Annotated in this window: 19 protein-coding genes and 1 tRNA gene; 7 read left to right on the top strand and 13 right to left on the bottom strand. The window is 67.6% G+C overall.

What is annotated here, in order from left to right; all coding sequences use genetic code 11:
• Nucleotides 1–14: 14 nt before the first annotated feature.
• The 3 genes from NO364_RS14130 to NO364_RS14120 all read left to right on the top strand — a co-directional run bounded on the left by NO364_RS14130 (nt 15) and on the right by NO364_RS14120 (nt 1509).
• Nucleotides 15–539 carry an Ntn hydrolase family protein gene (locus NO364_RS14130; protein WP_157690261.1) on the top strand — a complete coding sequence of 175 codons (525 nt, stop codon included), beginning with the start codon at nt 15–17 and terminating at the stop codon, nt 537–539.
• Nucleotides 540–756: 217 nt separating this feature from the next.
• Nucleotides 757–1377, top strand: a complete 621-nt coding sequence (locus NO364_RS14125; protein ID WP_157690262.1) for a hypothetical protein — start codon at nt 757–759, stop codon at nt 1375–1377.
• Between the two features lie 58 nt (nt 1378–1435).
• Nucleotides 1436–1509, top strand: a tRNA-Phe gene (locus tag NO364_RS14120).
• Between the two features lie 346 nt (nt 1510–1855).
• Here the strand turns inward: NO364_RS14120 and NO364_RS14115 are convergent.
• From NO364_RS14115 to NO364_RS14100, 4 genes are all read right to left on the bottom strand, one after another.
• Entirely contained in the window at nt 1856–3070 is a 1215-nt protein-coding gene (locus tag NO364_RS14115) for a serine/threonine-protein kinase (protein ID WP_257627860.1), read from the bottom strand.
• Nucleotides 3071–3074: 4 nt separating this feature from the next.
• The gene (locus NO364_RS14110; RefSeq protein ID WP_257627859.1) at nt 3075–3203 is read right to left on the bottom strand and encodes a hypothetical protein; all 129 of its coding nucleotides are present in this window, start codon (nt 3201–3203) and stop codon (nt 3075–3077) included.
• Nucleotides 3204–3246: 43 nt separating this feature from the next.
• On the bottom strand, nt 3247–4488 hold the full coding sequence (locus tag NO364_RS14105) for an RNA-guided endonuclease InsQ/TnpB family protein (protein WP_257627858.1): 1242 nt from the start codon (nt 4486–4488) through the stop codon (nt 3247–3249).
• Between the two features lie 384 nt (nt 4489–4872).
• A complete protein-coding gene (locus NO364_RS14100; RefSeq protein WP_257627857.1) occupies nt 4873–5814 on the bottom strand; it encodes a sugar kinase in 942 nt (313 codons plus the stop codon).
• A gap of 225 nt (nt 5815–6039) precedes the next feature.
• On the opposite strand from NO364_RS14100, the gene NO364_RS14095 reads away from it, so the two are divergent.
• Nucleotides 6040–8400 carry an outer membrane protein assembly factor BamB family protein gene (locus NO364_RS14095; RefSeq protein ID WP_257627856.1) on the top strand — a complete coding sequence of 787 codons (2361 nt, stop codon included), beginning with the start codon at nt 6040–6042 and terminating at the stop codon, nt 8398–8400.
• Nucleotides 8401–8468: 68 nt separating this feature from the next.
• Here NO364_RS14095 and NO364_RS14090 read toward each other — a convergent pair whose 3' ends face one another.
• The 9 genes from NO364_RS14090 to thiD all read right to left on the bottom strand — a co-directional run bounded on the left by NO364_RS14090 (nt 8469) and on the right by thiD (nt 22596).
• Nucleotides 8469–10790, bottom strand: a complete 2322-nt coding sequence (locus NO364_RS14090; RefSeq protein WP_257627855.1) for an outer membrane protein assembly factor BamB family protein — start codon at nt 10788–10790, stop codon at nt 8469–8471.
• 64 nt (nt 10791–10854) lie between these two features.
• Complete coding sequence (locus tag NO364_RS14085; RefSeq protein WP_257627854.1) at nt 10855–13146, bottom strand: outer membrane protein assembly factor BamB family protein; 2292 nt, start codon at nt 13144–13146, stop codon at nt 10855–10857.
• 281 nt (nt 13147–13427) lie between these two features.
• Complete coding sequence (gene mutL, locus NO364_RS14080) at nt 13428–15740, bottom strand: DNA mismatch repair endonuclease MutL (protein ID WP_420191802.1); 2313 nt, start codon at nt 15738–15740, stop codon at nt 13428–13430.
• A 36-nt stretch (nt 15741–15776) separates the two neighbouring features.
• A complete protein-coding gene (locus NO364_RS14075) occupies nt 15777–16244 on the bottom strand; it encodes an FKBP-type peptidyl-prolyl cis-trans isomerase (RefSeq protein ID WP_257627852.1) in 468 nt (155 codons plus the stop codon).
• A gap of 38 nt (nt 16245–16282) precedes the next feature.
• Nucleotides 16283–16636, bottom strand: a complete 354-nt coding sequence (locus NO364_RS14070; RefSeq protein ID WP_257627851.1) for a 4a-hydroxytetrahydrobiopterin dehydratase — start codon at nt 16634–16636, stop codon at nt 16283–16285.
• Nucleotides 16637–16768: 132 nt separating this feature from the next.
• Complete coding sequence (locus tag NO364_RS14065; protein WP_257627850.1) at nt 16769–17359, bottom strand: NAD(P)/FAD-dependent oxidoreductase; 591 nt, start codon at nt 17357–17359, stop codon at nt 16769–16771.
• 94 nt (nt 17360–17453) lie between these two features.
• Nucleotides 17454–18398, bottom strand: a complete 945-nt coding sequence (locus NO364_RS14060) for a spondin domain-containing protein (RefSeq protein ID WP_257627849.1) — start codon at nt 18396–18398, stop codon at nt 17454–17456.
• 143 nt (nt 18399–18541) lie between these two features.
• Nucleotides 18542–21169 carry a DNA mismatch repair protein MutS gene (mutS, locus tag NO364_RS14055; protein WP_157690269.1) on the bottom strand — a complete coding sequence of 876 codons (2628 nt, stop codon included), beginning with the start codon at nt 21167–21169 and terminating at the stop codon, nt 18542–18544.
• Between the two features lie 47 nt (nt 21170–21216).
• Nucleotides 21217–22596: a bifunctional hydroxymethylpyrimidine kinase/phosphomethylpyrimidine kinase gene (thiD, locus tag NO364_RS14050; protein WP_257627848.1), complete on the bottom strand. Its 1380-nt coding sequence runs from the start codon at nt 22594–22596 to the stop codon at nt 21217–21219.
• A gap of 169 nt (nt 22597–22765) precedes the next feature.
• On the opposite strand from thiD, the gene NO364_RS14045 reads away from it, so the two are divergent.
• The 3 genes from NO364_RS14045 to NO364_RS14035 all read left to right on the top strand — a co-directional run bounded on the left by NO364_RS14045 (nt 22766) and on the right by NO364_RS14035 (nt 25985).
• The gene (locus NO364_RS14045; RefSeq protein ID WP_257627847.1) at nt 22766–23926 is read left to right on the top strand and encodes a helix-turn-helix transcriptional regulator; all 1161 of its coding nucleotides are present in this window, start codon (nt 22766–22768) and stop codon (nt 23924–23926) included.
• 122 nt (nt 23927–24048) lie between these two features.
• The gene (locus NO364_RS14040) at nt 24049–25404 is read left to right on the top strand and encodes a DUF7096 domain-containing protein (RefSeq protein ID WP_257627846.1); all 1356 of its coding nucleotides are present in this window, start codon (nt 24049–24051) and stop codon (nt 25402–25404) included.
• Nucleotides 25401–25985 (top strand): response regulator transcription factor, encoded by a 585-nt coding sequence (locus NO364_RS14035; RefSeq protein ID WP_257627845.1) that lies wholly within the window; start codon nt 25401–25403, stop codon nt 25983–25985. Before NO364_RS14040 ends, NO364_RS14035 begins: the two co-directional genes overlap by 4 nt.
• Nucleotides 25986–26019 lie beyond the last annotated feature (34 nt).

The raw sequence follows: 26019 nt of genomic DNA, 5'->3' as shown, positions 1-26019 counted from the left end.
GCGAACGAACGACCATGAGCACGGTCGCCGGAGTCGCCTGCCCCGCCGGAGTCGTCCTCGCCGGTGACCGCGTCGTCGCGAGCGGGGGCCGCATCCGGAGTCGGTCGCGTCGGCACGTCCTCGAATTCGACCGCGTCGGCGCCGCCGTGGTCTGCGGGGACGTTCCCGCGGTCGCCGACCGTCTCGACGCCGAGATCCGATCCTACCGCACGGAGCGCGGTCGCCTCCGGATCGACGCCGTCGCCCGCCTCGTCGCCGACGTCGCCACCGAGTTCGACGCCTCCGTACTCGTCACCGCCCCCGACGACGCGGGCGTCCCGCGCCTCCGATCGATCGATCCCGACGGCGGCGTCACCGAGGAGTCGCTGGCGGCGCTGGGGAGCGGCGCGGCCCTCGCCCTCGGCGTCCTCGAAGCCGGTCACGATCCCGAGGCGTCGCTCGACGACGCTGCGGCGCTCGCCCGCGACGCCCTCGCGGCCGCCGCCGAGCGCGACCCCGGAACCGGGACCGACGTCGATACCTACCGTCTCCCGGCGTGACGGCACTCACGCCGGCGGCGACGACGGGTACCGGTCGACGATTTCGCTCTCGTGATGGCGGTCCTGCAGGTGTTTGCGCAGGCAGTTGTGGGTCGTACTCGTGGTCGCGGACCGGACGAACGGCCGTCTCGGCCGTGTGGAACCGTATTCGGGCGTGAGCGAACGCGTCTCGCCCCCTGCCACCAGAGCTATGCGCGCCGATCCCCATCGTTCACTCATGTCGGGAGAGCGCGGGCCGTCGGCCCCGGCGGGGACCGGAACCGACGGCGACGCGGGGAGTGACGGGGGGAGCGACGGCGACGCCGACGCCGACGAGGCGGGCGTCCTCGGCTCCTGGAGCCGGACCGAGATGGTCTTCGCCGTGTTGCTCGTCGTCGCCGTCGCCGGCACGGCCGCCCTCTTCGTCGCGCCGGGCGGCGACACGACCACCGCGGACACGGATGACGGTGGCGCTGCCGCCGTGACCGTGACCGCGACGCCGACGCCCTCGTCGACCGGTTCGACGTCGCCGAACGTCACCATGCGCGTCCGCTCGGTCGAGTCCTGCGGGTCGCGGTGTCGGACGGTCACCATCGGGCTGTCGAACGAGGGGACGGATACGGCCCGCGACGTCCGCGTTGCCACCCGAATCACCACCGGTGACCGCCTCGTCTGGGAGGGGAGCTCCGACGTCGGGCGACTGGACGCCGGGGAGACGGTCACACGGACCCGGACGGTCCGGGTCGGCTACGCCGACGCCGTACGGATCAAGGCCAACGACGGCCGCATCCGGATCGAGACGACGGTCCGGACGGCGAACGCCACCCGGACGTTCACCGAACGACGGACGGTCGCCTGACCGCCCGCCGGCGGTGTTTCGAAATCCTTTTGACCGTAATCCACTTCGTCGGAACTGCGCCGCCTTAGCTCAGACTGGGAGAGCACTCGACTGAAGATCGAGCTGTCCCCCGTTCAAATCGGGGAGGCGGCATATTCTGAACCCGTGAGCGTAGCGAGCAGGTGAAGAAACGACGCCGAGCCGATTTGAGCACGGAAGCCGCGTGCAGCGGAGCGAGCACGTCTTCCGGAGTTCAAATCGGGGAGGCGGCATATTCCCACTTTTCGCTGCGTCGGGTTTCCTCGCGAGCCTTCGGCTCGCTGCGGGAACCACGCCTTGCAAAAACGTGGGGAAAACCCCTGCTGGCTCACTCCGTTCGCCAGTAGTGAAACCGCTCGGAGTGGCCGTCCCGTTCGAGGGGGACGTCCAGCATCGACACGTCGCCGACGAGTCTACAGATGAGCAAGGCGAGTGCCTCGGGGCTTGACCCCGAGGCGGTTCACGCTCGCCGTCCCTCGAACAGCGCCTGTAGGTCGTCCCGGAGGTAGACGATGTCGTCGTAGCGGTCGGCTTTGTCCTTGGCCAGTGCGGTCAGCAGGACGTCGTCGAGCGCCGAGGGGACGTCCGCCACCTCGCTCGGTGGCGTCGGCGTCTCGTCGAGGACGGCACGCATCACGCGCGTCGATTCGCCCTCGAACGGCGGCCGGCCGGTAAAGAGTTCGTAGTAGACGGCGCCGAGTTGGTAGATGTCGGTGATGTCGTCGGTCGTCCCGTAGGACCGGTCGAACTGTTCGGGTGCGGCGTATCCCGGCGAGAGCCCCTCCACGCTCTGGGAGTGCTCGAGCAGGTGTTTCGAGAGTCCCCAGTCGGCGACCTTCGGCACGTCCCAGGCGCCCGCCACTTCGCGAAAGAGGACGTTCGCCGGCTTCAGATCGAGGTGGGCGACTCCCCGACGGTGGGCGTGACGTACGCCCTTCGTGATCGCCACGGCCGTCCAGAGCGCCTGATCGAAACCGAGGGAGCCCGCCCGTCCCCCGAGGTGACCGGCGTCCATATACTCCATGGCGATCCAGGGCAGTGGCTCGGCGCCGTAGTCGACGACGCCGACGACGTAGTCGTGGTCGTCGAGTTTGTCCCACGTCTCCGCTTCGTCGAGCATCCGTTCGACGGCGTCGGCGTGGAGCGTCCCCTGCATCCGCGGGCGCTTGATCGCGAGCGTCACGTTACCCTCGGGCGTTGGCAGTGTCGCCTTCGTCACGTCGGCGTTGCCCCCGCCGCCGATCGGCTCCTCGTCGGTCAACGCGTCGTAATCGACGCGTACGTCGGGCGCCCGCGGGGCCGAGTCGGGCGGTTGGTTCGCGCTTCCGGCCACGCTCTCGCTTTCCTCTCTCCCGCCGCTCACGCTCGGTGACTGCCCGAGCCGATCGCCCGCCTGCGATTCGGCGTCGCGCCCCGGTTCGGGGGTCGACGCCGACCCTCGCGGTCCGCTGCCGGCCCGTTCGGGCCCCGACGCCGACGGGTCCTCGCCCCCCCGGCGCCGCGCACGGTAGACCCCGACGCCGAACCCGAGGCCGAGGCTCGCGACGGCGACGACGGCGTAGAGGGCGACCGTCTCGGGATCGGGGCCGACGCGCGCCATCTGTAGCGGGGCGTCGACGGTCGGGACAGCCGGCACGTGGGAGACGACGCCCGGCTCGGTGACCGGCGTTCGCATCCGTTTACCCTCCGACCGTGAGGCCGAGCAGATATCCGGTGACCAGCCCCAACACGCCGATCAGCCCCCAGATGGTGACGGCCACCGACGTCTCGATTCCGACGCTTCCTTGCAACGCGACGCTGATCGGCATCTCACTTCCCGTGGGATCGGTTTCCCCGTGAATCGCCTCGGGGTCAAGCCCCGAGGCTTCCCGTTTCTACGGCGTGACTTGCAGACACGGACTCGAAGTGAGTCGTGTCCGTAGCGGTCACAGTCTCTACGGGCGTGTCTTCGGGCCATCCCAGCCCTAACTCAGAAAAGCCTCTCTGCAACACGTTCATCGCCGCATTCGCATCCCTATCCGTCTCAAACCCACACGACGGGCAGGAGTGTTCCCGCACCCAGATAGGCTTCGTTGTCTCCACGCCACACGACGCGCACTCTTTCGTGGTGCCTCGTGCTTCGACCTGCTTGACGTGAGTGCCGTACAGGTCGGATTTGTATTCGAGGAGCGTGATGAATTGTCGCCACGCCGCTTCCTGCTTGTTCCGAGCAGTATGCGACTGCTCCAACATCTCCTTCACGTTCAAGTCCTCAACGAATACGGCGTCGTACTCGCGGACGAGCCACGTCGTGAGTTTGTGCTGATAGTCCAGCACCTTCCGCCTGATGTGTCGCTTGACGTTAGCTACTTCCTGGCGTTGTTTCTCCCAGTTGCTCGACCCTTTCTCTTTCCGTGAGAGTTTGCGTTGCTCACGTCGAAGGCGCTCGTAGTCGTCTTCGAGGTCGAGCCAGTCCACAGTCTTGCCGTCAGACATGTGGATGTAGTTCTGGATGCCGAGGTCAATCCCGACGCTGTTGCTCGCGTCCAACGAGTCCACGGCGGGTTTCTCGGGTAGGTCGGCGTCGTCGGTTTCGAGGCCGAAGGAGACGAACCACTCGCCGGTCGTCTCCTTCTTGAACGTGACCTCCTTGATGGTAGCGTGGTCGGGAATCGGGCGGTGATACCGTATCTTGATCCACCCAATCTTGCTGAAACGGACGTAAGCGAACCTGTCTCGGCCCCTCTTTTCATCGAGGTCGAAACCAGACTGGTTGTACGTCACGCTTCGATACTTGGTGGGTGCTTGCCGCTTGAGCCGACCAACATTGTACCCCTTCTCTTTTTTCTTGCGAAGGTTCGAGAGATTGCGGTGGAAGCGGGCGACGGTGGCTTGCGCGGCTTTCGAGTGCAGTTCTCCGAACACAGGCCACCGCTGTTTCCACTCGGGGAGTTTGTTGTTCTGGGCGTACTCACTCGGCTTGTCGTTTTCTGGACTGTTCTCGTAGTCCCAGCGAACGTGGTTGTAGAGTTGGCGATGAACATCGAGATGATGTTCCAGTCCCTCCGCTACCTCTTGTGTTGGGTAAGCGTGGTAGCGGTGACTGTGTTCCATCGCTGTCTCTTGATTAGCGATGTGTTCAGTTAATGGTTTGTGTCACGGGTTGTCGGCTTCATCCCCGGGGTCAAGCCCCGGGGTATTCGCCTTGTCCGCCGATAAAGTTGGGCCACTGCCGGGATGCCGTCGTCGGCGCCGATCCGCGGACTGGCTGGTTGGACCCCACTTGCCGAGACTGAAATCGGCATCTAAGCCTCTGATGGATTTATGTTACAAGCGGCGGTACGTTGGGATGCCGACGCCCTCCGGACGTTCCCCGTGTGCCGGTGGCGTCGGTCCCCGCAACGCGTCTCCCCGACCCGACCGACGCTTCGCGCCGGCCTCGCCCCGAGTTCCCCGACCGGGGTCCCGGCCGGTCGCGGCTGCTGCCACTTTTTGATATCACTCCCGACCGTCGCGGATCGCCGCCACGTCGTCTGGCGATCCGACGACGACGTCCCCCACGATGGTTCGCTTGAGTGCCGCCGTCGCCGCCCCTTGGCGAAGCGCCTCTTTCACGTTCGCGCCGCGCCGTCGCCCGGCGAGGAACCCGCCGACGAACGCGTCGTGGACGCCGGCCGGGTCGCGGGTCTCCCCCTCGAACGGCGGCACCTCGTATATCTCCTCGCCGTGGAGGCCGACCGTCGGGTGACGGTCCTCCTCGCGGGTGACGACAACCGTCGTGCAGTCGTATCGCGTCCGGAGAGTGTGGGCCGCGGGCACGACGTCGCCGTCGAGGCCGAAGACCGCCTCGGCGTCCGCCTCGTCGATCACCAGCACGTCCACGGCGTCGAGGAGGTGGTCGTACAGGTCGCGGGCCCGGTCGGCCTCCAGTCCCGTCGCCTCGAAGCGGGTGTCGAAGGCCCGCGTCGTGTCCGCCTCGCCGGCGACCGAGAGGAGCGTCGCCGTCGTCTCCAAGAGCGCCTCCGAGCGGGCGGGCGTGGCCCCGCTGACGAACAGGGTGTCGGCCTCCCGGACCACCCCGAGCGGGAGGTCCTCGGCGGTGGCCGTGGCGACGGCCGCGCCCTCGCGGTCGGACACCGACCGCGCGCCGGGCGCCCCGCCGCGCTCGACGAACGCCGTCGACGCCCGCCCCGACTCCGCCCAGACGACGCCCGTCCGGACGCCGTGGCGGCGCAGTTCGCCGACGATCCGCCGCCCGAGCGGGGTGTCCGGGAGCTTCGACAGCCACGCGGCGTCGAGGCCGAGCGTCGCCGCCGCGACGGCGACGTTGCTCTCCGGGCCGCCGACGTGGGCGGCGAAGTCGCCGGCCGTCTCGATGCGTTCGCCCCGTGGCGGCGAGAACCGAAGGGTGGCGTCGCCGACGGTGACCAGATCCGTCACGGACGTGTTTCGACCGACCGGCGCAAAAAGCTGTGCCCCCGTCACGTGGACCGCGCCGCACGCGTCGTTGACGACCGGTTCGTGACGGTGTTCGGTGTCCCAGACCGTGGGGCGCCGCTAATATCGTCGCCCCCTTGATGCTCGCCTTCCTGGGGACGGCTCCACGGTGCGACACCGAGCCGTCGGGGGAGCGTTTATTATGCACTGGTGACACATACGTCGGCAATGACCGATTCGGCGGGATGGACGAGGCGGGGGGCGTTGCGGGCGGCCAGCGGGGCTGTGTTCGGGGGTGCGCTGATTGTGGGGGATTCCGACATCGCCACCGGACAGAGCGGCGAATCGTGGCCACAGCACGGATACGATGCCGCGAACACGGGATATGCACGCGAAAACACCTCACCGGTCGCCAATATATCAGTCGCGTGGGAGTTCGGGGCAGGGTCTTCCTCTCCCGCGGTAGTCGACGGGAGCGTCTACGTTGGCAGTGGCGATTTCCACGCACTGGACGCCGACGATGGTGCCGAGCGATGGCAGTTCGAGCTGGAAAATCCGACGCTTTATCCCCCACCAGCGGTGGTGGACGGAACGGTCTTTGGTTTGGATGGGGATAGTAACGTGTTCGCTCTGAACACGGACGACGGAAGCGAACGCTGGCGTTTTGAGGTCGACGACCGGCCCCAGAGCAACTTTACGGTATGGAACGACACCATCTACGTCGCAAACGGCAGTCGTCTCTGTGCTCTGAACACGAGTGACGGGACCGAACGGTGGTGTCTCGAAACCGACGGCCCCATCGGATCGGCCCCGACGGTTTCGGATGACATCCTGTATATCTCATACGGGGAGTCCGGTTCGAACGACGACTTTTACGCATTGGATGCGGCGGATGGAAGCCGGATCTGGCGGTTCGAGACGGGGCTAACGTTCAGCTCCACGCCAGCAGTCGTTGAGGAAACCGTCTACTTCGGGAGTGCGGACACTCTTTTTGCAGTAGACACGGGTGGCGGCACCGAACGGTGGCGCTTCGAAACCGACGGCAGTCTCTATTCATCGCCGGCGGTAGCCGACGGGACCGTTTATTTCGGGAGCGACGGCGGCTCCCTGTACGCGGCTGATACGGAGAGTGGCGCCGAACGGTGGCGCTTCGAAACCGGCGGCCGCGTGGCCTCTCCCGTCGTCGCGGGCAACACCGTGTACGTCGGCAGTCAAGACACCTATCTCTATGCACTCGATGCGACTGAGGGCACCGAACGATGGCGTTTCCGAGCGGGCGGTCGGGTGAATTCACCGGCGATCGTGGACGGTTCTGTCTACGTCGGCTCGGACAACGCCCTGTACGCCCTGACCGGGGATACTCCGGAACAAGTGTCGACAGAAACAAGATCCACGAACACACGTCCCACGACCGAACGTACCCGTACCGCGCCGGTCACCACTAACGGTGGTGCCGGTGACGGAGGGGGTGATGCTGGTGGCGGATCGAACGCCGACGGGTTCGCCGACGACTCGGATCTCGTCGTCCCGCTCGCGGGTGCACTCGCCGCCGGGGCGGGGGGTGGCCTCTGGTACTGGCGCCGCGATGGTGGGGGTCCCGCCGGCAGTGCGCGAAGCGATGCCGAAACGGGAACAGGATCGGGTGGCTCGGTTGAGAGTGGCCCTGTGCTTGGAACGATTACTCCTCCGAGTACTCACAGCGAAGACGACGCGGTTTCGCCGAACACTCACGTCCCAGCCGACGCTCCCGATACCGTTCCCCGCGCACCGGACCTGTCCGTATCCTACGACGAGTTGACGGAGGGGCCACCTATCGGCAGCGGAGGTAACGCCGACGTAACGAAGGCGACGCTCGCCACCGCCGATGGGGACGTGACAGTAGCGATCAAGAAACCTCGGATGCGCGGGACGCTCCACACCGATACGGTTGAACGGCTGCTTCGGGAGGCCGAGACGTGGAGCAAACTCGACGATCATGACCATATCGTCGGCGTGCTTGATTACGGTGCCGAGCCGATCCCGTGGATCGCCATGGAGTACATGGACGGCGGCGATATCGGTGATAGAGCTGGTCGCCTGAACTTCGCTCAAGCAGTGTGGACCGCGATCGCAACCGTCCGCGGCGTCCGCCACGCTCACCGCCGCGGGGTCGCCCACCTCGATCTCAAGCCCGCGAACGTCCTCTTCCGGTCGACCGATGGCGCCTGGGACGCGCCGAAGGTCGCCGACTGGGGGCTCTCGAAACACCTGCTCGAGCACTCCAAGAGCGTCGAAGGCCTCTCACCTCAGTACGCCGCTCCCGAACAGTTCGACGACGAATACGGTGTAGCGGATGACATTACTGACGTGTATCAGCTGGGAACCGTCCTCTATGAACTGTTCACGGGGCGGCCACCGTTCGAAGGATCGTCGACCGAAATAATGGGCCAGGTGCTGAACGAGACACCAACGCCGCCAAGCGAGATAGCCGACGTTCCTCCCGCGCTGGACGACGTACTACTGACGGCCTTGGCGAAAAAGAAATCCCACCGATATCAGTCGACGCTCCTCCTCAGAAACGATCTCCAAGAACTGTACCAGGACCACTGACTTCGGGGGTGTTGGATGGTCGTGACGGGGATTCGTTTTCCGACGGTTCGACTATTCGACGCGGTATCTCAGTCGTCTCGTAGCTCTTGCAGTGCCTTCTGTAACAGCAAAACCGACTCGTAGCGGTCTTTTTTCTCCTTGGCCAATGCGGGAAGAAGGATGTCGTCCAACGCAGGGGGCACATCCGATATCTCGCTCGGTGGTGTCGGTCGTTCGTTCAACACTCTGTGCATCGCCTTCGCCGGCTGGCCCTCGAACGGCGGCTTCCCCGTGAACAACTCGTACAGGACCGTTCCGAGTTGGTACACGTCCGTGACGTCGTCGGGAACTCCGAAGTCGTCATCGAACTGTTCGGGTGCCGCGTACTGTGGTGACAGTCCCTCGACCGTTTCCGAACGTTCGATCAGATGTTTCGAAAGGCCCCAGTCGGCGACCTTCGGCACGTCCCAGGCGTCCTCGATCGACCGGAAGAGGACGTTCGCGGGCTTGAGATCGAGGTGAGCGACGCCGCGACGGTGAGCGTGGCGGACGCCCCTCGCGATCGCCTCCGCAGTCCACACCGCCTGATCGAACTCGAGATCGCCGGTTCGCTCGGAGAGATCACCGCCGTCCATGTACTCCATGGCGATCCAGGGAAGCGGAGTCGCTCCATAGTCCACCACGCCGACGATGTGGTCGTGATCGTCGAGTTTGTCCCACGTCTCGGCCTCTCGTAACAACGTTTCGACTTCGTCAACCTCCAGCGTGTTACTCGTCCGTGGGCGTTTGATCGCGAGGGGGACGTCGCCCTCGGATGTCGGTAGCGTTACTTTGACCACATCGGCGCTCCCTCCTGCCCCGATCGGTTCCTCGTCCGTGAGCTCATCGTAAACAACGTCCACTGCCGGGGCCTGCGGCACTCGTTCGGGGGGGCCCATACTTTGTGTTCCCCCTAGTGGACCGTGCGTCCAGATGGCCCCGTTCTCACCGTTGTGTCGCCAGTACCAGATTCCGCCTCCAGCCCCCGCGAGTACGCCCGTTAGCGGCACGATGAGGTCCCCGTTACCACCGTCTCCCTCGGGCGTTCGACTCGACGTCCGTCCGTCACCACCGACACCGTTCTCGTCGGTTTCATCGCCGTCGGTCCCGGTACTCGAAGCGGTTGCTGGTTGGGTCGCGGTCGGTGTTTGGATCCGGCTCTCCGTCTCGACCTGTGAGGTTGCGTCGCCCGTCAGTGCGTACACGTTGTTATCTTCGCTGCCGATGTAGACGGTCCCGTTCACGACCGCTGGAGAGGACGAAACCGAATTGAGTGCCTCGAACCGCCACAGTTGGGACCCGTCGTTCGCGTTTACTGCGTACACGTAGTCGTTGGTGCCGCCGAAATACACCACTCCGTTCACCACCACCGGTGAGGATCGGAACGTGCCCATCTCGAAGCGCCAGCGTTCGCTTCCGTCCTGTGCATCCAGGGCATGGAGTTGACTGACGGCCCCGACGTAGACGGTCCCGTTCGCAACCGCGGGCGAAGAAAAGATCTCTTGCTCTGCTTCGAATCGCCAGCGTTCGCTTCCGTCGTCCGTGTTCAGGGCGTATACGGTAGTATCGTGACTGCCGAAATAGACCGTATCCCCGGCCACCGCTGGCGAGGAGTGAATCGCGTCGCTGGCTCCGTCGAATCGCCAGCGTTCGGTTCCGTTCGCGGTGTCTATGGCATGCACCGTCGCTTCGTCGCTCCCTCTCTCCCGTGCCGCGACGTACACGGTGCCGTTTGCCACTGCGGGTGTCGTACTCACCCGCCCCTGTGTCCCGAAGAACCACTGCTCGGTGCCATCGCTCGCCGATAGCGCGTACAGACCCGCATCGGAGGAATCGCCCGCCACGAAGACGGTCCCATCTACGACAGTCGAGGAAGTGTGTGCGTTGGAACTGACCCACTCGCTCCACAGCGCCTTACCATCGTCCCGACTGAGTGCGTGGACTCTTCCTTCATTATTCAATATTATTTTGTCGTCCACGATCGTCGGCGACGAGAGGCCAAACGCACCGAACTCGTCTTCGGTTTCGAAACGCCAGATCTCCGTCCCAGCGCCCGTATCCAGCGCGTAGACGTGTCCGTTCCCCGGGTTTTGATGCGGTCCGGTGGCCACGTAAAGAACGTTGTTGACGACTGCGGGCGACGACATCACGCTTCGCTCCGCCTGAAACCGCCAGTCTACCCCCACGTTTTCGGTGAACCCCGTGTTGTCCGGTGCGTGTCCCGTATTTGCGCCGTCGTATCCGTACTGCGTCCACGTTTCTGCGCGCTGGCCGGCGGCCCCGTTCGTTCCCCCCGACAGCAGTGCCCCGCCTCCGATAGCTGCGCTTCCGGCGACCCGTATCGCCTTTCTTCGCGTCCAGTGTCGACCCATCGACATGACGTCTGTGTTCGTCTCTCAATAAATCGTTCGCTACTGAACCCCTGTCCCGACGGAGCTACTGCTGGCCGTGTCGGTCGACGTACAGGTCACGGATGGCCCGCTGCAGTAGGAGAACGGATTCGTACCGCTCGTCTTTGTGCTTGGACAGTGCGGTCGACAGTACGTCGTCGAGTTCCGTGGGGACCTCCGCCACCTCGCTCGGTGGGGTCGGCTCCTCGTGTAGAACGCGATCCATGACCGTAGCTGGTCTGCCGGTAAACGGTGGCTTCCCCGTGAACAGCTCGTAGAATATCGATCCGAGTTGATATACGTCGGTCAGATCGTCCGTCGCACCGTACTCGTCGCTGAACTGTTCGGGTGCGGCGTGCTGTGGCGATATCGTCTCGATGCTTTTCGAGTGTTCGAACAGGCGTTTCGCGATACCCCAGTCCCCGACTTTTGGAACGTCCCACGCGTTCTCGACCGATCGGAAGAGTACGTTCGAGGGGACGAGATCGAGGTGAGCGACCCCCCTTCGGTGGGCGTGGTGGACGCCGTCGGCGATCGCCACCGCGACCCAGCACGCGCGGTCGAAGTCGAGGTCACCCGCTCGTTCGGAGAGCGTCCCACCGTCCATGTACTCCATGGCGATCCACGGAACGGGGTCCGCGTCGTAATCGAGGACGCCGACGACGTGATCGTGGTCGTCCAACTTGTCCCACGTCTCGGCACTTTCCATGATCTCCTCGACTCTCTCCTGGTGTAGTGTTCCGCTCATACGGGGCCGTTTCACTGCGAGGTCAACGTCTCCCTCCGCTGTCGGGTACGTAGCTCGCACGACTTCGGCTTCTTCGCCCGTTCCGATCGTCCCCCGCTCGACGAGGTCCTCGTAGTCGATGGGGACGTCCGGTGCGCGAGGTATTTCGCCCGGTGCGCGGTCGAACTGGGTAGCGACGCCTAAGGAGGACGACCGATCCGGGCCGTCGTAACTCCGTGCCCGCTCGCCCATCGATCCGCTAGCTGTCGAACGGTCGTCGTCGGTCACTCCACCCTGACTCCGCTCCCCGTCGTCGTCACTGCGGTGCCAGTACCAGAGGCCGCCCCCCGCCCCGGCAGCGAGTGCACCCGCGAGCGGGACCATGACCCCCGAACCACCCTCCCCGCCTTCGGTACCTTGGGATGGCTTCCCCGTTCCTCCTCCGAGATCACTGCCGTTGTCGGCCTGCGTGTTCGTCGTCGTGGACGCCATCTGACCCTGATTCGGCGTGTCACCGCTCAGGGCATATACGGAATCGTTCCGACTTCCGGCATAGATCGTTCCGTTGGCCACCGCGAACCCTGCCAATCCATCGTCCAGCTGAACGCGCCATCGTTCGCTTCTGTCATCCGAATCCAGCGCATAGAGCCCACGGTCGTCGTACGCATAGATCACGTCCCCGACCATCGCAATTGCCGTACCCCCACTTTCGATCCGCCATCGCTCCGTACCGTCGGTCGTGTTCAACGCGTAGATGGTATCGTCACCTCGGGCGTATACGGTATCCTCGGCGACTATCGTGGGTACCGACGCCGTCGGTGTTGACCCCGTAGACGGCGTTCCCGCTTGGAACCGCCAGCGCTCGCTCCCGGTGGCGGCATCGACGGCATACACGTACTCGTCGCCGCCGAAGTACACGACCCCGTCGGATAGAACCGTTGATAGGACCATGCTCTGGGTACGGAACCGCCACCGCTCGGTCCCATCGCTCCTCCGGATCGCGTAGAGATAATTGCTGTTCGTCCCTACGAACACCGAATCGGCTCCTATCGCTGGATGGGCGATAACTCTTCCCTTCCCCTCGAAACGCCATCGTTCGGCTCCACTGTCGATCCCTAATGCGTGTACACCACTGGTTTCGTTTCCAGTGTCGTACGATACGGCGAATATTTGGTCGTCCGCGATCGACGGGGGACCGATATCGACGTCCGAAAACGTACGCTCCGACCGCCATCGCTCGGTCCCATCGCCCGGATTCAACGCGAGCACGTTTCTCTCGTCGTGTGTGTAGATGGAGCCGTCCGCTATCTCAACGTCGTTACCCTGGGCAGTCCAACGTTCGGCACCGGAAGTAGCTTCCAGCGAGTATAGCGGGTTGTCGAGTTGCAGACTGCTCACGTAGACGTTCCCGTTCGCGACCGTTATGTCGCCGGGGGTGGAATCCAGTTCGTGACGCCACGCTTCTTCCACGTTCGCCACCGGGCCCGTATTCTCGGGAGCGTAGTCCGTATTCCCGTCGTCGTACCCCGATTCCGGCCACGATTCACCGCTCTGTCCACTCGCAGTACCCGGCGATAGCAACAGCCCTCCTACGGCCGTACAGCCCGCCATCCGCAGAGCCTCCCGTCGAGTCCAGCACGCACACATTTCGATCGTGACTTGTTAGCCACATGTATAAATATGGTACGCGGGTTCGGTTCCTAGCCGACCGTCTCGCCGTCACCCACGGACGGCGTGGTTCGCGGGCGAACGGGACCGCCCTCGTGACCCCGTTCGTTGCGACGGCGTCCGATCCGGCGGCGAAACTCACTCGCTTCGCGGCTCGATCCCTTCTACGACGATCCTGGGGACCGATGTCGCGGTGACTGCTCAACTGCCGAACCTTCCCGTGATCAGTCGTGTCCCGGGTAGTCCCGCTCGAACCGGTCGCTGATCTCGTCGTGGTCGAACGAGATCACCACCGGCCGGCCGTGCGGGCACGCCCACGGGTTGTCACAGTCGTCGAGCGCCGACAGGAGGTCGAACACCGACCCCTCCGTCAGCGACGTGTTGCCCGTGATCGACGGGTGACACGCCATATCCGCCAGCAGGTCGTCGGCCACTTCGTCGATCGTCCCTTCGGCATCCCGCTCGTCGTCGACGAAGTTGGTCAGAACGTCGCGGATCAGCGTCGGGCCGACCGAGTCGGCGACGACGGTGGGCACGGTCGTCACCCGGACGGTTCGGTCGTCGACGCGGTCGGCGTGGAATCCCAACTGAGCGACGGCGTCTTCGTAGGTGTCGAACACCGCCGCTTCGCGGGCGGTCAGTTCGATTTCGACCGGCTCCGCCAACACCTGGGTGGTCGTGTCGCCGTCGAACTGTGCCCGAAGCCGCTCGTAGTTCACCCGCTCGTCGGCCGCGTGCTGGTCGATCAGGGCCAGGCCGTCGGCCGTCTCCGCGACCAGGTACGTGTCGTCGTACTGTCCGAGGACGCACATTGCGGGCAGGCGCTCGAAGTCGCGGTCCGGCGCCGCCCGGTCGCCGTCGAGCGTCCGCTGCTCGCTCGGCGGACGGATCCCGCCGGCGTGCCACGGGCCGTCGGCGTCCGCGTCGCGGTCGGCCGCCGGCTCGGCGGGGTCGCTGGCCGTTCCCTCGACACCGTCGTCACCGACGGGTTCCGGCGTCACCTCCTCGCTCCCGCCGGTCCCGACCGCGCCGTCCGCCGTCGCCTCGTCGAGGGTCGACGCTCGGGTCGTCCCGTCCGAGCGGGTGTCGCTCCCCACGTCGTCGGACCCGCGCTCGTCCGCCGGTTCGGTCCCCGTCGGGACGGCGGCGGTCCCCGCGTCGCGGTCGGGCGTCGGGCTCGTGTCCCGGTCGGATCCGTCGTCGGAGTCCGAGCCGGCACCGGCGTGGGAATCGGAATCGGAATCGGAATCGGAATCGGAATCGGAATCGGAATCGGAATCGGAATCGGAATCGGAATCGGAATCGGAATCGGAATCGGAATCGGAATCGGAATCGGAATCGGAATCGGAATCGGAATCGGAATCGGAATCGGAATCGGAATCGGGGGCCGCCTCCCCCCCGGCCACCTCCCGATCCGGCGACGACGGGTCGATTTCGGTCTCCGCGGGCGCCGAGCGCCCACGCGGGGCCGCCGTCCGGACCAGCCCCTCCTCAAGCAGCGCCTCGCGGACGGCCGCCGTCACCGCCTCGCGGACGGCCGCCTCGTCGTCGAACCGCACCTCCATCTTGCGGGGGTGGACGTTCACGTCAACGGCGTCGGGCGGCACCTCGACGAAGAGGACGGCGAAGGGGTAGCGGTCGGTCGCCAGTTGGCCGCCGTAGGCGTCGAGGACGGCCTCGCGGAGCGTCCCCGCGGTGACGTAGCGGCCGTTGACGAACGTCGAGAGGTACTCCCGGCCCGCCCGCGTCGTCTCGGGGTGGCTCACGAGCCCCGACACCGATTCGACGGGGCCCGACGGGTCGGCGCCGGGTTCCGGTCGCCCCCCGTCGACCTCGATCATCGACGACGCCACCTCGCGGCCGTAGACCGCGAGGACGGTCGATTCGAGGTCGCCCGCACCCTCGGTGGCGAACACCTCGCGGCCGTCGTGTTCGAGCGTCGTCGCCACGTCGGGGTTGGCGAGGGCGTACTGGGTCACCACGCGGTTGACGTGGTCGAACTCCGTCGTCTCGGTCTTGAGGAACTTCCGCCGGGCCGGCGTGTTGTAGAACAGGTCCGCGACCTCGACGACCGTTCCCGGCGGACAGCCCGAGGGGGTGACCTCGCCGGCCGTCCCGCCCTCGACGGTGAGTTCGTGCCCGCGCCCGCCCGACCGGGGGCGCGACCGGATCGTCAGCCGCGACACCGCGCCGATGGTGTGGAGCGCCTCACCGCGGAACCCCAGCGTGCCCACTTGGTCGAGGTCGTCGCCCCCCGTGATCTTGCTGGTCGTGTGCTCCTCGACCGCCCGCTCCAAGTCCGCGGCGGTCATGCCGACCCCGTCGTCGCGGACGCGGATCCCCTCGACGCCCCCGCCCTCGACGGCGACGGTCACGCGCGAGGCGTCGGCGTCGAGACTGTTCTCGAGCAGTTCCTTCACGACGCTCGCCGGACGCTCGACCACCTCGCCGGCGGCGATGCGTCGGACCGTCGCGTCGTCCAGTGCGTGGATGGTCGGCGTCTCGCTCACGCTCGATAGCTCGGGAGGAAGGATCATCAACGCCACGGTGCCGCCCGTGGCGGTTCGACGCCGCTATTCGACGTCGAGGACGTCGATCTCGAAGGTCAGCGTCTCGCCGGCCAGCGGATGTTCGAAGTCCACGCTGACGGTGTCGGCGCTCACGTCGACGACGGTGCCGACCGCGCCGCCCTGTGCGCGAACCTGGAGTCCTTCGGCGGGCTCTTGGCCCACCATCTCCTCGAACTGCGCGGGTTCGAACTCGCGGACGCTGTCGCCGTCGGCCTCGCCGTAGGCCTCCTCCGGCGGGACCGTGATGGTCTCGGAGTCGCCCGCTTCGAGGCCGAGCAGTCCCTGCTCCATCCCCTCGATGAGGTTGCCCTCCCCGACCTCGACGGTGAGCGGTTCGAACTCGCGGTCGGGCTGCTCGTCGAGGAGGCCGGCCTCCTCGGCGACCGATTCGTCGGTGGTGTCGAAGACCGTCCCGTCGTCGAGACGGCCGGTGTACGCGATGGTGACCGAATCGCCGGTAGAAATCGTCATGCTCGATCCAGTGGCGTGGGACCCATAAGGGCTTGGTATCACTCCGCGGGCTCGTATCCCTCGTAGATACGGTCCATCCGTGCGGCCATCACGAAGTCCGTCTTGTGGAGGCCGTCGATCTTGTGGGTCCACATCTCCACCTCGACTTCGCCCCACGCGAGCGCGAGGTCGGGGTGGTGCCACTCCTCCTCGGCGAGTTCACCGATCTCGTAGGTGAACTCCAGGGCGTCCCTGAAGTCCTCGAACTCGTAGTGGGCGTGTAGGTGGTGGTCGTCGACGACCTCCCACACGTCCGTCCGGAGGTCGTCCAGATACGACTCGTACTCCTCGCTCGTCAGGGGTTCGTCGTCGCTGGTGCAGGCTTCACACGGCTCGTCCGCGAGTGAGGACATGGACGTTCGTAGGGGCGCCGATGGTTTGTACGTTCGGCTCCGCCCCGACTCACACTGTTCACTGTACGTCGTTGCCGGTGGTTCGCCAGGACAGTCCGGCGAACCACCGGGACACAGTTACAATAATCCGTATCAGGCCTCGTCGTCGGCCATCGCGCCGAACGTCTCCGTCGCGTCCGCGGGCACGTCGAAGTCGTGGTAATGTTCGCCCTTCTCCTTGCTCAGGATGTTCAGCCCCGCCGCCGCGCCGTCGCCCGCCGCGATGACCGCCTGCCACTCCTCGGCCCGGACCATCGCGCCCGTCGCGTAGGCGTCGGCGACGCTCGTCTCCATCTCCACCCCGACCTCGATCACGCCGTCGTCGTCCGTCGCACAGCCGAGGTCCCCGGCGAGGCTCCGGTCGGCTCCCGTCGCCAGAACGAGGTAGTCCGCCTCGTGTTCCTCCCCGTCGGCCGTCACGGTGAAGCCCCCGTCGCCGTCCTCGACGTCGGTCACTTCCGCGCCCTGCTGCCGGTCGACGCCGAAGTCGTCGGCCTGCTGTCGCGCGACGCCCATGAACTCCGATCCACCGATGGAACCGATCCCGGGGTAGTTGAACAGGTGGGCCTTGTGCATCCAGGTCTCGTCGGTGTCGAACACCGTCGTGTCGAGGCCGTTCTTCGCCGTGAACAGTGCCGCACTCAGGCCGGCGGGACCGCCGCCGACGACGATGACTGACGCCATACCTCCCATGTCATCGCCCCGACTGAAATAGATGTCTCAACTGGCACTCGCCTCCGAGTCCGAACCGCCCCGTCCGGCGACCGAAGCGACGGCGCTACGCCCCGTCGTCCATCGCTCCGTGTGGCGTGAGCGTCACGCGCACCACCTCGCTCGCCGCGGGGTACTCGTGGCCGTCGTCTACGTCGCTGAGACGGCGCACGACGCCGTCCTCGTCCGCGCCCTGCGTCGGGCGCTCCTGTGCGGGCGCCTGGTCCGGTCCCTCTCCCGGGGGGCCGTTGGGTTCGGTCCCCGCGTCCCAGAGGTCGATGGCGGCGGTCACGTCGCCCTCGACCGGGGTGCCGTCGGCGGGCCACAGCGCGATACCCGACGCTCCCGGCGCGACGAACACGTCGTTCGACGGCACGAACATGCTCGCCAGGGAGAGCCGGCGTCCGGGCCGGGCCTCGACGTCGAACTCGAAGGCACCGCCGGGTGCGACCGGCGGCGCGCCGGGCACCTCGCCGGTGGGGTCGTTCGGGTCCGCGACGGTGTCGTCCGGCGTGTACGCCCCCGCGGCGACGACGCCCATGCTCCCCGTTCGCTCCCGGAGTTCGCCCAGGAGACCGGTCTCGCCCTCGAAGCCGGTCGGTGGCCCGGCCTCGGCCAGCGCTTCGAGGCCGACCGACGCCGGTTCGCCTGGGGTGAAGACGGGGTTCTCGCCCGTGTGGACCGCGAAGACCCCCGGCGTGAGCCAGACGGCCCCGCCCGTCGGCGTCTCCGCGCCGTAGACGTCCGTCGGGGCGACGTTCGCCACCCGGACGGTGACGGTGACCGACTCCATCCCCTCGTCCATCGAATCGGTCTCCGTCGTCCCTCCGTCCATGGGATCGGACGCGGACTCGGTCGTCTCGCCGTCCATGGACTCGGTCGTTTCGCCGTCCATGGATTCGGTTTCCGTGCTCCCGCCACCGCCGTCGCCGCCGCTACACCCGGCGAGCGCCGCGATGGTCGTGCTTCCCGCGACCGCGAGGAATCGTCGTCGTGACGCGTGGTTCGACATCACGTCCGACACGCCGACCGGGGATCGAAAGTAGATTTTTCAAGGTGCGTCGTAGATGAATCCAAAGGCCGTCTAGAATCCGTCACAACTGGCTGGGCAGTGGCCCGTGGCGGCCGTCACCGCCGGGCGTCCGTTCCGCCCCGTCAGTCGCCGTCGTCGAGTCGGTCCTGCCACTCGCGGACCCGCGTCATGAGGTCGACCGGCGACGTCTCCGCGACGCTCGTCTCCCGCAGTTCCGCGAGGACCGTCTCAGTGGTCGGATCGAGCGTCGCCGCGTCGTCCGCCGCCGCCGTCCCGTCGGTCCGGAAGTCGCCGGATCCGAGGTCGAAGACGGCCTGCGTGGTCCCCCCGTCGCCCGTCCCGGCCCCGCGGGCCTCGATGGCCCGGTCCTCGCGCAGGCGGTCGAGCACGTCCCGGGATCGGTCGACGACCGGAGCGGGCACGCCCGCCAGTTCCGCGACGTGGACGCCGTAGCTCCGGTCGGTCGGCCCCTCCTCGACCGTCCGGAGGAACGTGATGTCGCCGTCCTCGTCGTCGTCGCCCGCGACGGCGACGTGGACGTTCTCGACCCGCGGGAGGTGGTCGGCGAGCGCCGTCAGTTCGTGGTAGTGGGTGGCGAAGAGGCACTTACAGCCCACCTCGTTGTGGATATACTCCGTCGTCGCCCACGCGATGGAGATGCCGTCGTAGGTCGCCGTCCCGCGGCCCACCTCGTCGAGGACGACCAGCGACTCCTCGGTCGCCGAGTGGAGGATGTTGCTCAACTCCTCCATCTCGACCATGAAGGTCGACCGGCCGCCCGCGAGTTCGTCGAGGGCGCCGACGCGGGTGTAGATGCCGTCGACGACGCCCACCGTCGCGGTCCGCGCGGGGACGAAACTCCCCGCCTGCGCCAGCAGGACGATCAGCGCCGCCTGGCGCATGTACGTCGACTTGCCGCTCATGTTCGGCCCGGTGACGAGCAGGAACCCGCGGTCCGAATCGAGGTGGAGGTCGTTGGGGACGAAGTCGGTCGTCGTCTCGACGACCGGGTGGCGGCCGGCCTCGACGACGAGCGGCCCGGGTTCGACCACCTCGGGGCGCGTCCAGTCCTGGCTCGCCGCGTGGGTCGCGAGCGAGGCGAGGGCGTCCACCGTCGCCAGCATCCGCCCCACGTCCTGCAGGAGTTCGGCGTGGCCCGCCACCCGGTCGCGGAGTTCGCCGAAGAGTTCGTACTCCAGGTCGCCGCGGGCCTCCTCCAGTCGCAACACCTCGCGTTCCCGCTCGGCCAACTCGTCGGTGGTGTACCGCTTCGAGTTCTTCAGCGTCTTGATCTCCCGATACTCCTCGGGGACGGCGTCGGTTTCCGAGTTCCCCACCTGGATGTAGTAGCCGTCGGTCTTGTTGCGGTCGACCTGCAGGTGGGTGATCCCGGTCCGGGCCTTCTCGCGGTCGGCGAGACCGTCGAGCCATCCTCGGGCCTCCTCGTACCGGTCGATCAGGTCGTCGAGTTCGTCGTCGTAGCCGCGGCGAAAGAGGCCGCCCTCGGTGACCGTCCCCGGCGGGTCGGGCGCGAGCGCGGCGTCGAGTTCCGCCCGGAGCGACGCCGCAGTCTCCCGATCCGGGCGATCGACGATCCCCGGCAGCGGCGACTCCGCGAGCCGGGAGTCCGCGACTGCGTCGGCGAGCGCGGGGAGGGTATCGAGGGTGTCCCGGATCGAGAGCAGGTCCGTCGCGTCCGCGCTCCCGCTCGTCGCCCGCGCCGCCAGGCGTTCGAGGTCGTAGGCGTCGTCCAGCACCTCCCGAACCCGGTCACGGGCGAGCGCCGCCTCGGCGAACGCCGCCACGCTGTCGAGCCGTCTGTCGATCACGTCCCGGTCGCGCCGGGGCCGGGTGAGCCACTCCCGGAGGCGACGCCCGCCGGCGCTCGTGACCGTGTGATCGACCGTCGCCAGGAGCGACCCCTCGCGCTCCCCGTGCATCGTCTCCGTGAGTTCGAGGTTGCGCTGTGTCGTCGCGTCCAGGTCGAGGTGGTCGCCGGTGTCGTAGGTTCCCAGCCGCGTCAGCGCGTCGAGGACGCCCACCCCCGTCTCGTCGACGTACGCGAGGACGGCGCCCGCGGCGGCGACGCCCGCCCGATCCGTCAGGCCGACGCTGTCGAGGACGCCCTCCCCGAAGTGCTCGCGCAGTCGCCGGTCGGCCCGCCCCGGGGCGAACGCCGCGTCGTCGTACTCGATCACCGGGGCGTCGGTCCCCACCCCGTTCGGGAGGGAGTCGTCGTCGCGGACGGTCGGCCCCGGCAACACCTCCGCGGGGTCGAACCGGTGGAGTTCGGCACGCACCTCCGCGGCCGCGTCCGTCGTCGTCACGAGGAACTCGCCCGTCGTCACGTCAGCGAGCGCGAGCCCGTAGCGGCCGTCGACGGCGACGACGGCCGCCAGGAACCGGGCGGTGGGATCCGTCGTCTCCAGCAGCGTTCCGGGGGTGACGACCCGCGTTATCTCGCGGGCGTGGCCGTCATCGGTCTCGTACTGGTCGGCGACGGCGACGCGGTAGCCACGCTCGACGAGCGCCTTCAGGTAGGGCGTGAGGTCGTCGACCGGCACTCCCGCCATCGGATACGTCGAGCCGTGCGAGGACTTCTCCGAGACTTTCAGGTCGAGTTCGTCCCCGACGAACTCCGCGTCCTCCGCGAAGAACTCGTAGAAGTCGCCACACTGCATCGCCAGCAGGTCGGCGTCGGTCTCCGCCTTCAGGGCGAGGAACTCCCCGACGATACCATCGGCGGTCATACTCCCACCCGGGCCGTCGTCGTGTAAAACGCTGTGGGTCCGGGGCGCTACGCGTCGACGGCGTCCAGCAGCGTGAACACGCGCTCGCCCAGCCGTTCGGGCGTCTCGGCGACGACCTTCACGATGGCCTCCTTGCCGACGGCACCCCGGTCGAGGACGGCGACCGGTGTCGGTTCGTCGGCGTCGACGGTGCCGAACGCCCGCCGGGCGCCCCAGCCCATCGTCCCGCTCGCGTCCGCGGGTTCGGCGTCGCGGTCGTACTCAGTCACCGGCCCGTCCAGCTCGCCCGTCGCCGCCTCGATTTCGTCGTCGAACCGGCAGTTGACGGCAAAGCGGAGATCGGGGTCGAACTCGCGGGCCGCCAGCAGGAACCGGGCGACGTGACTCGACGCGCCGAGCCTGACGCCGCGGTTCGGCGCGGCGCCCGAGAGCGTGCGCGTGATCCGCCCCTCGACGGCGGCCGTCTCGCCGACCCGCTCGGCGTACTCCGTAGCCCCAACGACGTTCATGCCCACTTCCGGGACGAGCCGCGAGACGTCCCGATCGACGAAGGCCTCGACGACTTCCGCCACGTCCGTCATCGTCCGGTGGCGGTCGGCCGCCTCGCGGAGCGCGGCGAGGTGGTGGACCGATCCCGGTCCCTCGCCCACGTCGAGGCCGTACCGGACCGCTCGCTCCATGAACGCCGTCGCCGCCTCGACGGCGTAGCCGAGCGTCTCGCCGTGGGCGAGGTGCGCGGCGACCGCACTCGACAGCGTACAGCCCGAGCCGTGGGTGGCGTCGGTGTCGATCCGCGGGTGTTCGAACCGCCGAACCGTCGGCTCCCCGTCCGGGAGCGTGCTGACGAGCGTGTCCGTCACCGTCCCGCCGTCGCCGACGTGCCCGCCTTTCACGAGCGCCGCGTCGGCGCCCATCGACACCAGTTCCTCGCCGGCCTCGCGGACGCGCTCGCGATCCGTCGGCTCGACGCCCGTCAGCACCGCCGCCTCGTCGGCGTTCGGCGTGACGAGTGTCGCCTCGCCGATCAGCGACTCGTAGGCCGCCTCGGCGTCCGGATCGAGCAGGCGGTCGCCGCTCGCGGCGACCATCACCGGGTCGACGACCGCCGGCGCGTCGGCGTCGGCCACCCGCTCGGCCACCAGGTCGATCACCGGTTCGGTCGCCAGCATCCCCGTCTTCACCGCCCCGAGGTCGAAGTCCGTGGCGACGGCGTCGTACTGGGCGTCGATCTCCGCGACGGGCAGGACGTGCGAGCGCTCGACGCCGAGGGTGTTCTGGGCCGTCACCGCGGTGACGACCGAGGTGGCGAAGACGCCGTGGGCCTCCATGGTTTTCAGGTCCGCCTGGATGCCCGCGCCGCCGCCCGAGTCGCTCCCGGCGACGGTGAGCGCGACCGGCGACGAGACGGGCGCGCGACGGCGCGTCATCGGTTCCCTCCGTGCGTGCTCGCCGGATGCTCCCGAAGCGGCTCCGTACCGAGTGTCGGTGCCATGGTGTCGACTATTACGAGCTGATATTTATCGATGATGGACGCCGTGGCTCTCGACCGAAGCGACAAGACCTATCTATGCCCGGGGGAAACGCAGGCACACGCAGATGTGGGAGCGCTCGTCCGGTCGGGTCATTACCGTCGTCGCCGTCGCGCTGCTCGTCGTCGCGGCCGTTCCGGGGATCGGTGTACTCGCGTCCACGGAACGGTCGACGCCGCCGGCCCAGATGGCTCCGGGGCCGACCTTCCAGCAGGGAGTCGACACCGATTCGGTCCGACTGATCGTCGGGGTCGCGCCGAACGGCTCCGCGACCTGGACCGTCCAGTACTGGACCCGCCTCGACGACGAGAACACGACCGCCGCCTTCGAGTCGCTCCAGGAGGACATCCGGGCGAACCCCGCGAACTACTCCGACCGGTTCGCGTCGCGGATGCGTTCGACGGTGTCCGCGGCCGAGAACTCGACCGGTCGCGAGATGAACGCGAGCGGCTTCGCGGTGAGCGCCGAGACGCGGACCCCTCCGCAGTACGGCGTCGTCGCCTACACCTTCCAGTGGGACGGCTTCGCCGCCGTGGATGGCGACACCCTCCGGGTCGGGGACGCCATCGAGGGGCTCTTCCTGGACGAGCGGACCCGCCTCGTCGTGGAGTGGCCCGCGGAGTACACCACCGCCCGGGTGACGCCGGAGCCCGACGAGCGGCGGACCAACGCCGTCGTCTGGCGCGGCGCCGAGACGAGCTTCGTCTCCGGGGAGCCGATCATCGTCCTCGAACCCGCTCCGGAGACATCGGCGGCCGCCACGGCCACCCCGACCGCCGCGGGCGGCGACGGGGCGGGCGGCGACGGCGGCCCGTCGACCGCCGCGCCGGACGGCGGCCCCGGCTCCCTCCCCTTGCTCGGTCTCGGGCTGTTGGTCGCGCTCGTCGGCGGGGTCGCGTGGCGCTACCGCGACCGGCTCCGTGACGGTGCGTCCGGCCCCGCGGTTGACGTCGACGCCGCCGATGGGAGCGACGCCGTCGGAGCCGCCGCCGGAGCCGCCGGAGCCGCCCCCGAGTCGGAGCGGGAGGACCTCCTGAGCAACGAGGAGCGCGTCCTCCAGTTCGTCAGAGAGCAGGGTGGCCGGGTCAAACAACAGGAAATCGTCGAGGCGTTCGACTGGACCGAGGCCCGGACGAGCCAGATCGTCCGCGACCTGCGGGACGACGGATCGCTCGAAGGCTTCCGCCTCGGCCGCGAGAACGTCCTGAAACTTCCGGACGAGGAGTGATCTACGGATCCCCCGGGGGACGTGACGCCGTTCAGGCTCGACCTAAACACGGTTTAATCCGAGTTAACGGTGCTTCAGGTTCGTCGTAGTTTATCCACCCTAGTCACGTAGCGAAGGACAAGATGAGCAGGGACGTTCCGAACGTCGTCGTGTTCGCACTCGCCCTCGTCGCCGTCGTCGGCGCGGTGGCGGCGCCGGCGTCGGCGCTGGGGGCGCCCGATTCGCCCGCAGCCCCCGACACGGCGACCGACGAGGTGTCGCCACAGACGACCGACGCGGGGACCGACAACGAAACGACGACCGGCGGAGCCGCGGGGACCGACAACGCGTCCGTCGCGCCGGGGGAGCGACTCGCCGGCGTCATCGGCGTTCAGGGCGCCGAAATCGAGGGAGAGATCGGCGAACGGTCGCTGGCGACCCGCGTCGCGCGAGCCGAATCCAACGACTCGAAGGCGGCGGTGGTCGCGTCGGACGTCAACCGGATCCGCGACCGACTCGCCGACCTTCGCGAACGCCAGGATCGCCTCCGCGAGCGGCACCGATCCGGGGAGATTTCGACCGGTGAGTTCCGTTCCCGGATGGCCGTGATCAGTGCCCAGGTGCGCTCGCTCCAGACCCGGATCGAGGCGAACTCCGAGGTGTCGAACGAGCTTCCCGACGAAGCGCTCGAATCCTCCGGCGTGGAGCGGACCGAACTCGACCGACTGCGGGAGGACGCCGACGAAATGCAGGGTCCGGAGGTCGCCGAGATGGCCCGCGACATCGCCGGCGAGAACCCCGGTCGGGGGGTCGGTCCCGAGCGCGGCCCGGGCGAGTTGCCGGAGCCCGCACAGGGTGACGACGAGGACGACGAAGACGACGAGGACGACGAGGACGACGAGGACGACGAGGACGACGAAGACGACGAGGGCAACGGCAACGGTGCAGGCTCTCCCGACGAGGCGGGCAACGACGATGACTCCGGTCCCCCGGACGAGGCCGGGAACGGCAACGGCCGGGAGGACGACTCGGGAAACGGTGACGGCCGTTCGGGCAACTCGGACGACTCGGGAAACGGTGACGGCCGTTCGGGCAACTCGGACGACTCGGGAAACGGTGACGGCCGTTCGGGCAACTCGGACAGCTCGGACGACTCGGACGGCTCGGACGACGACAGCTCCGGTGATGCCGGCGGCTCCGACGACGATGACAGTGCCGGTGGCAACGGGAACTCGGGCGGTTCGGGCGGATCCGACGATGGTGACAGTGCCGGTGGCGGTTCGGGCGGATCCGACGATGGTGACAGTGCCGGTGGCGGCTCGGGCGGCTCGGGTGGTTCGGGCGACTCGGGTGGCTCGGGCGGTTCGGGCGGTTCGGGTGGCTCGGGCGGTTCGGGTGGCTCGGGTGGTTCGGGCGACTCGGGTGGCTCGGGCGGTTCGGGTGGCTCGGGCGGCTCGGGCGGCTCGGGCGGCAACGGCAACGCCGGGGGCAACCGATGACCGACGCGCCGTGCGTGCTGATCGCTGACGACGAACCCGCGCTGTTGGACCTCTATGCGACGTGGCTCGGCGACATCGACGCGGAGGTCGTCCGCGCGGGCTGCGGCGCGGCGGCGCTCGCCCACTGCGACGAGGGCGACGTCGACGTGGCGGTCCTCGACCGACATATGCCCCGCGTGTCCGGCGACGAGGTGCTCGACGCCCTCCGTGACGACCCTGCGGGTCCGCGGGTCGCGTTCGTGACGGCGGCGACGCCGGACGTCGATATCGTCGACCTCGACATCGACGCCTACCTCACCAAGCCGGTGTCCCGCGACGAGTTCGGGGACATGGTCGAGTCGTTGTTCCGTCGCGAGTCGCTCCCCGAGACGGTCGACCGGTACGTCGAGAAGCTCTCGAAGCGGGTGGCCCTGCTCGAATCGGAGTCGCAGTCGGTTCTCCAAGCCGATCCCATCTACAGCGCCTTCGAAGCCGAACTGTCGCGTCTCGCCTCGCGGATCGACTACCGCCCACTGGACGACCCGTACCTGAACCGTGCGCTCGCCGACGGCGGACGGGACGACCACTCCCTCGACCCGTAACCTTCCGCGGCGACCGTCCGCGTTTTCGGTTCGT

Source organism: Haloplanus salinarum, from assembly GCF_024498175.1.
Lineage (GTDB): Archaea > Halobacteriota > Halobacteria > Halobacteriales > Haloferacaceae > Haloplanus > Haloplanus salinarum.
This window is presented reverse-complemented; position numbering and strand designations above follow the sequence as displayed.

What these genes read in the sequence shown, in the direction of transcription:
- NO364_RS14130 (WP_157690261.1), top strand. Translation starts at nt 15, where the DNA reads ATGAGCACGGTCGCCGGAGTCGCCTGCCCCGCCGGAGTCGTCCTCGCC.
- NO364_RS14125 (WP_157690262.1), top strand. Translation starts at nt 757, where the DNA reads ATGTCGGGAGAGCGCGGGCCGTCGGCCCCGGCGGGGACCGGAACCGAC.
- NO364_RS14115 (WP_257627860.1), bottom strand. Translation starts at nt 3,070, where the DNA reads ATGCGAACGCCGGTCACCGAGCCGGGCGTCGTCTCCCACGTGCCGGCT.
- NO364_RS14110 (WP_257627859.1), bottom strand. Translation starts at nt 3,203, where the DNA reads ATGCCGATCAGCGTCGCGTTGCAAGGAAGCGTCGGAATCGAGACGTCG.
- NO364_RS14105 (WP_257627858.1), bottom strand. Translation starts at nt 4,488, where the DNA reads ATGGAACACAGTCACCGCTACCACGCTTACCCAACACAAGAGGTAGCG.
- NO364_RS14095 (WP_257627856.1), top strand. Translation starts at nt 6,040, where the DNA reads ATGACCGATTCGGCGGGATGGACGAGGCGGGGGGCGTTGCGGGCGGCC.
- NO364_RS14090 (WP_257627855.1), bottom strand. Translation starts at nt 10,790, where the DNA reads ATGGGTCGACACTGGACGCGAAGAAAGGCGATACGGGTCGCCGGAAGC.
- NO364_RS14085 (WP_257627854.1), bottom strand. Translation starts at nt 13,146, where the DNA reads ATGGCGGGCTGTACGGCCGTAGGAGGGCTGTTGCTATCGCCGGGTACT.
- mutL (WP_420191802.1), bottom strand. Translation starts at nt 15,740, where the DNA reads ATGATCCTTCCTCCCGAGCTATCGAGCGTGAGCGAGACGCCGACCATC.
- NO364_RS14075 (WP_257627852.1), bottom strand. Translation starts at nt 16,244, where the DNA reads ATGACGATTTCTACCGGCGATTCGGTCACCATCGCGTACACCGGCCGT.
- NO364_RS14070 (WP_257627851.1), bottom strand. Translation starts at nt 16,636, where the DNA reads ATGTCCTCACTCGCGGACGAGCCGTGTGAAGCCTGCACCAGCGACGAC.
- NO364_RS14065 (WP_257627850.1), bottom strand. Translation starts at nt 17,359, where the DNA reads ATGGCGTCAGTCATCGTCGTCGGCGGCGGTCCCGCCGGCCTGAGTGCG.
- NO364_RS14060 (WP_257627849.1), bottom strand. Translation starts at nt 18,398, where the DNA reads ATGTCGAACCACGCGTCACGACGACGATTCCTCGCGGTCGCGGGAAGC.
- mutS (WP_157690269.1), bottom strand. Translation starts at nt 21,169, where the DNA reads ATGACCGCCGATGGTATCGTCGGGGAGTTCCTCGCCCTGAAGGCGGAG.
- thiD (WP_257627848.1), bottom strand. Translation starts at nt 22,596, where the DNA reads ATGACGCGCCGTCGCGCGCCCGTCTCGTCGCCGGTCGCGCTCACCGTC.
- NO364_RS14045 (WP_257627847.1), top strand. Translation starts at nt 22,766, where the DNA reads ATGTGGGAGCGCTCGTCCGGTCGGGTCATTACCGTCGTCGCCGTCGCG.
- NO364_RS14040 (WP_257627846.1), top strand. Translation starts at nt 24,049, where the DNA reads ATGAGCAGGGACGTTCCGAACGTCGTCGTGTTCGCACTCGCCCTCGTC.
- NO364_RS14035 (WP_257627845.1), top strand. Translation starts at nt 25,401, where the DNA reads ATGACCGACGCGCCGTGCGTGCTGATCGCTGACGACGAACCCGCGCTG.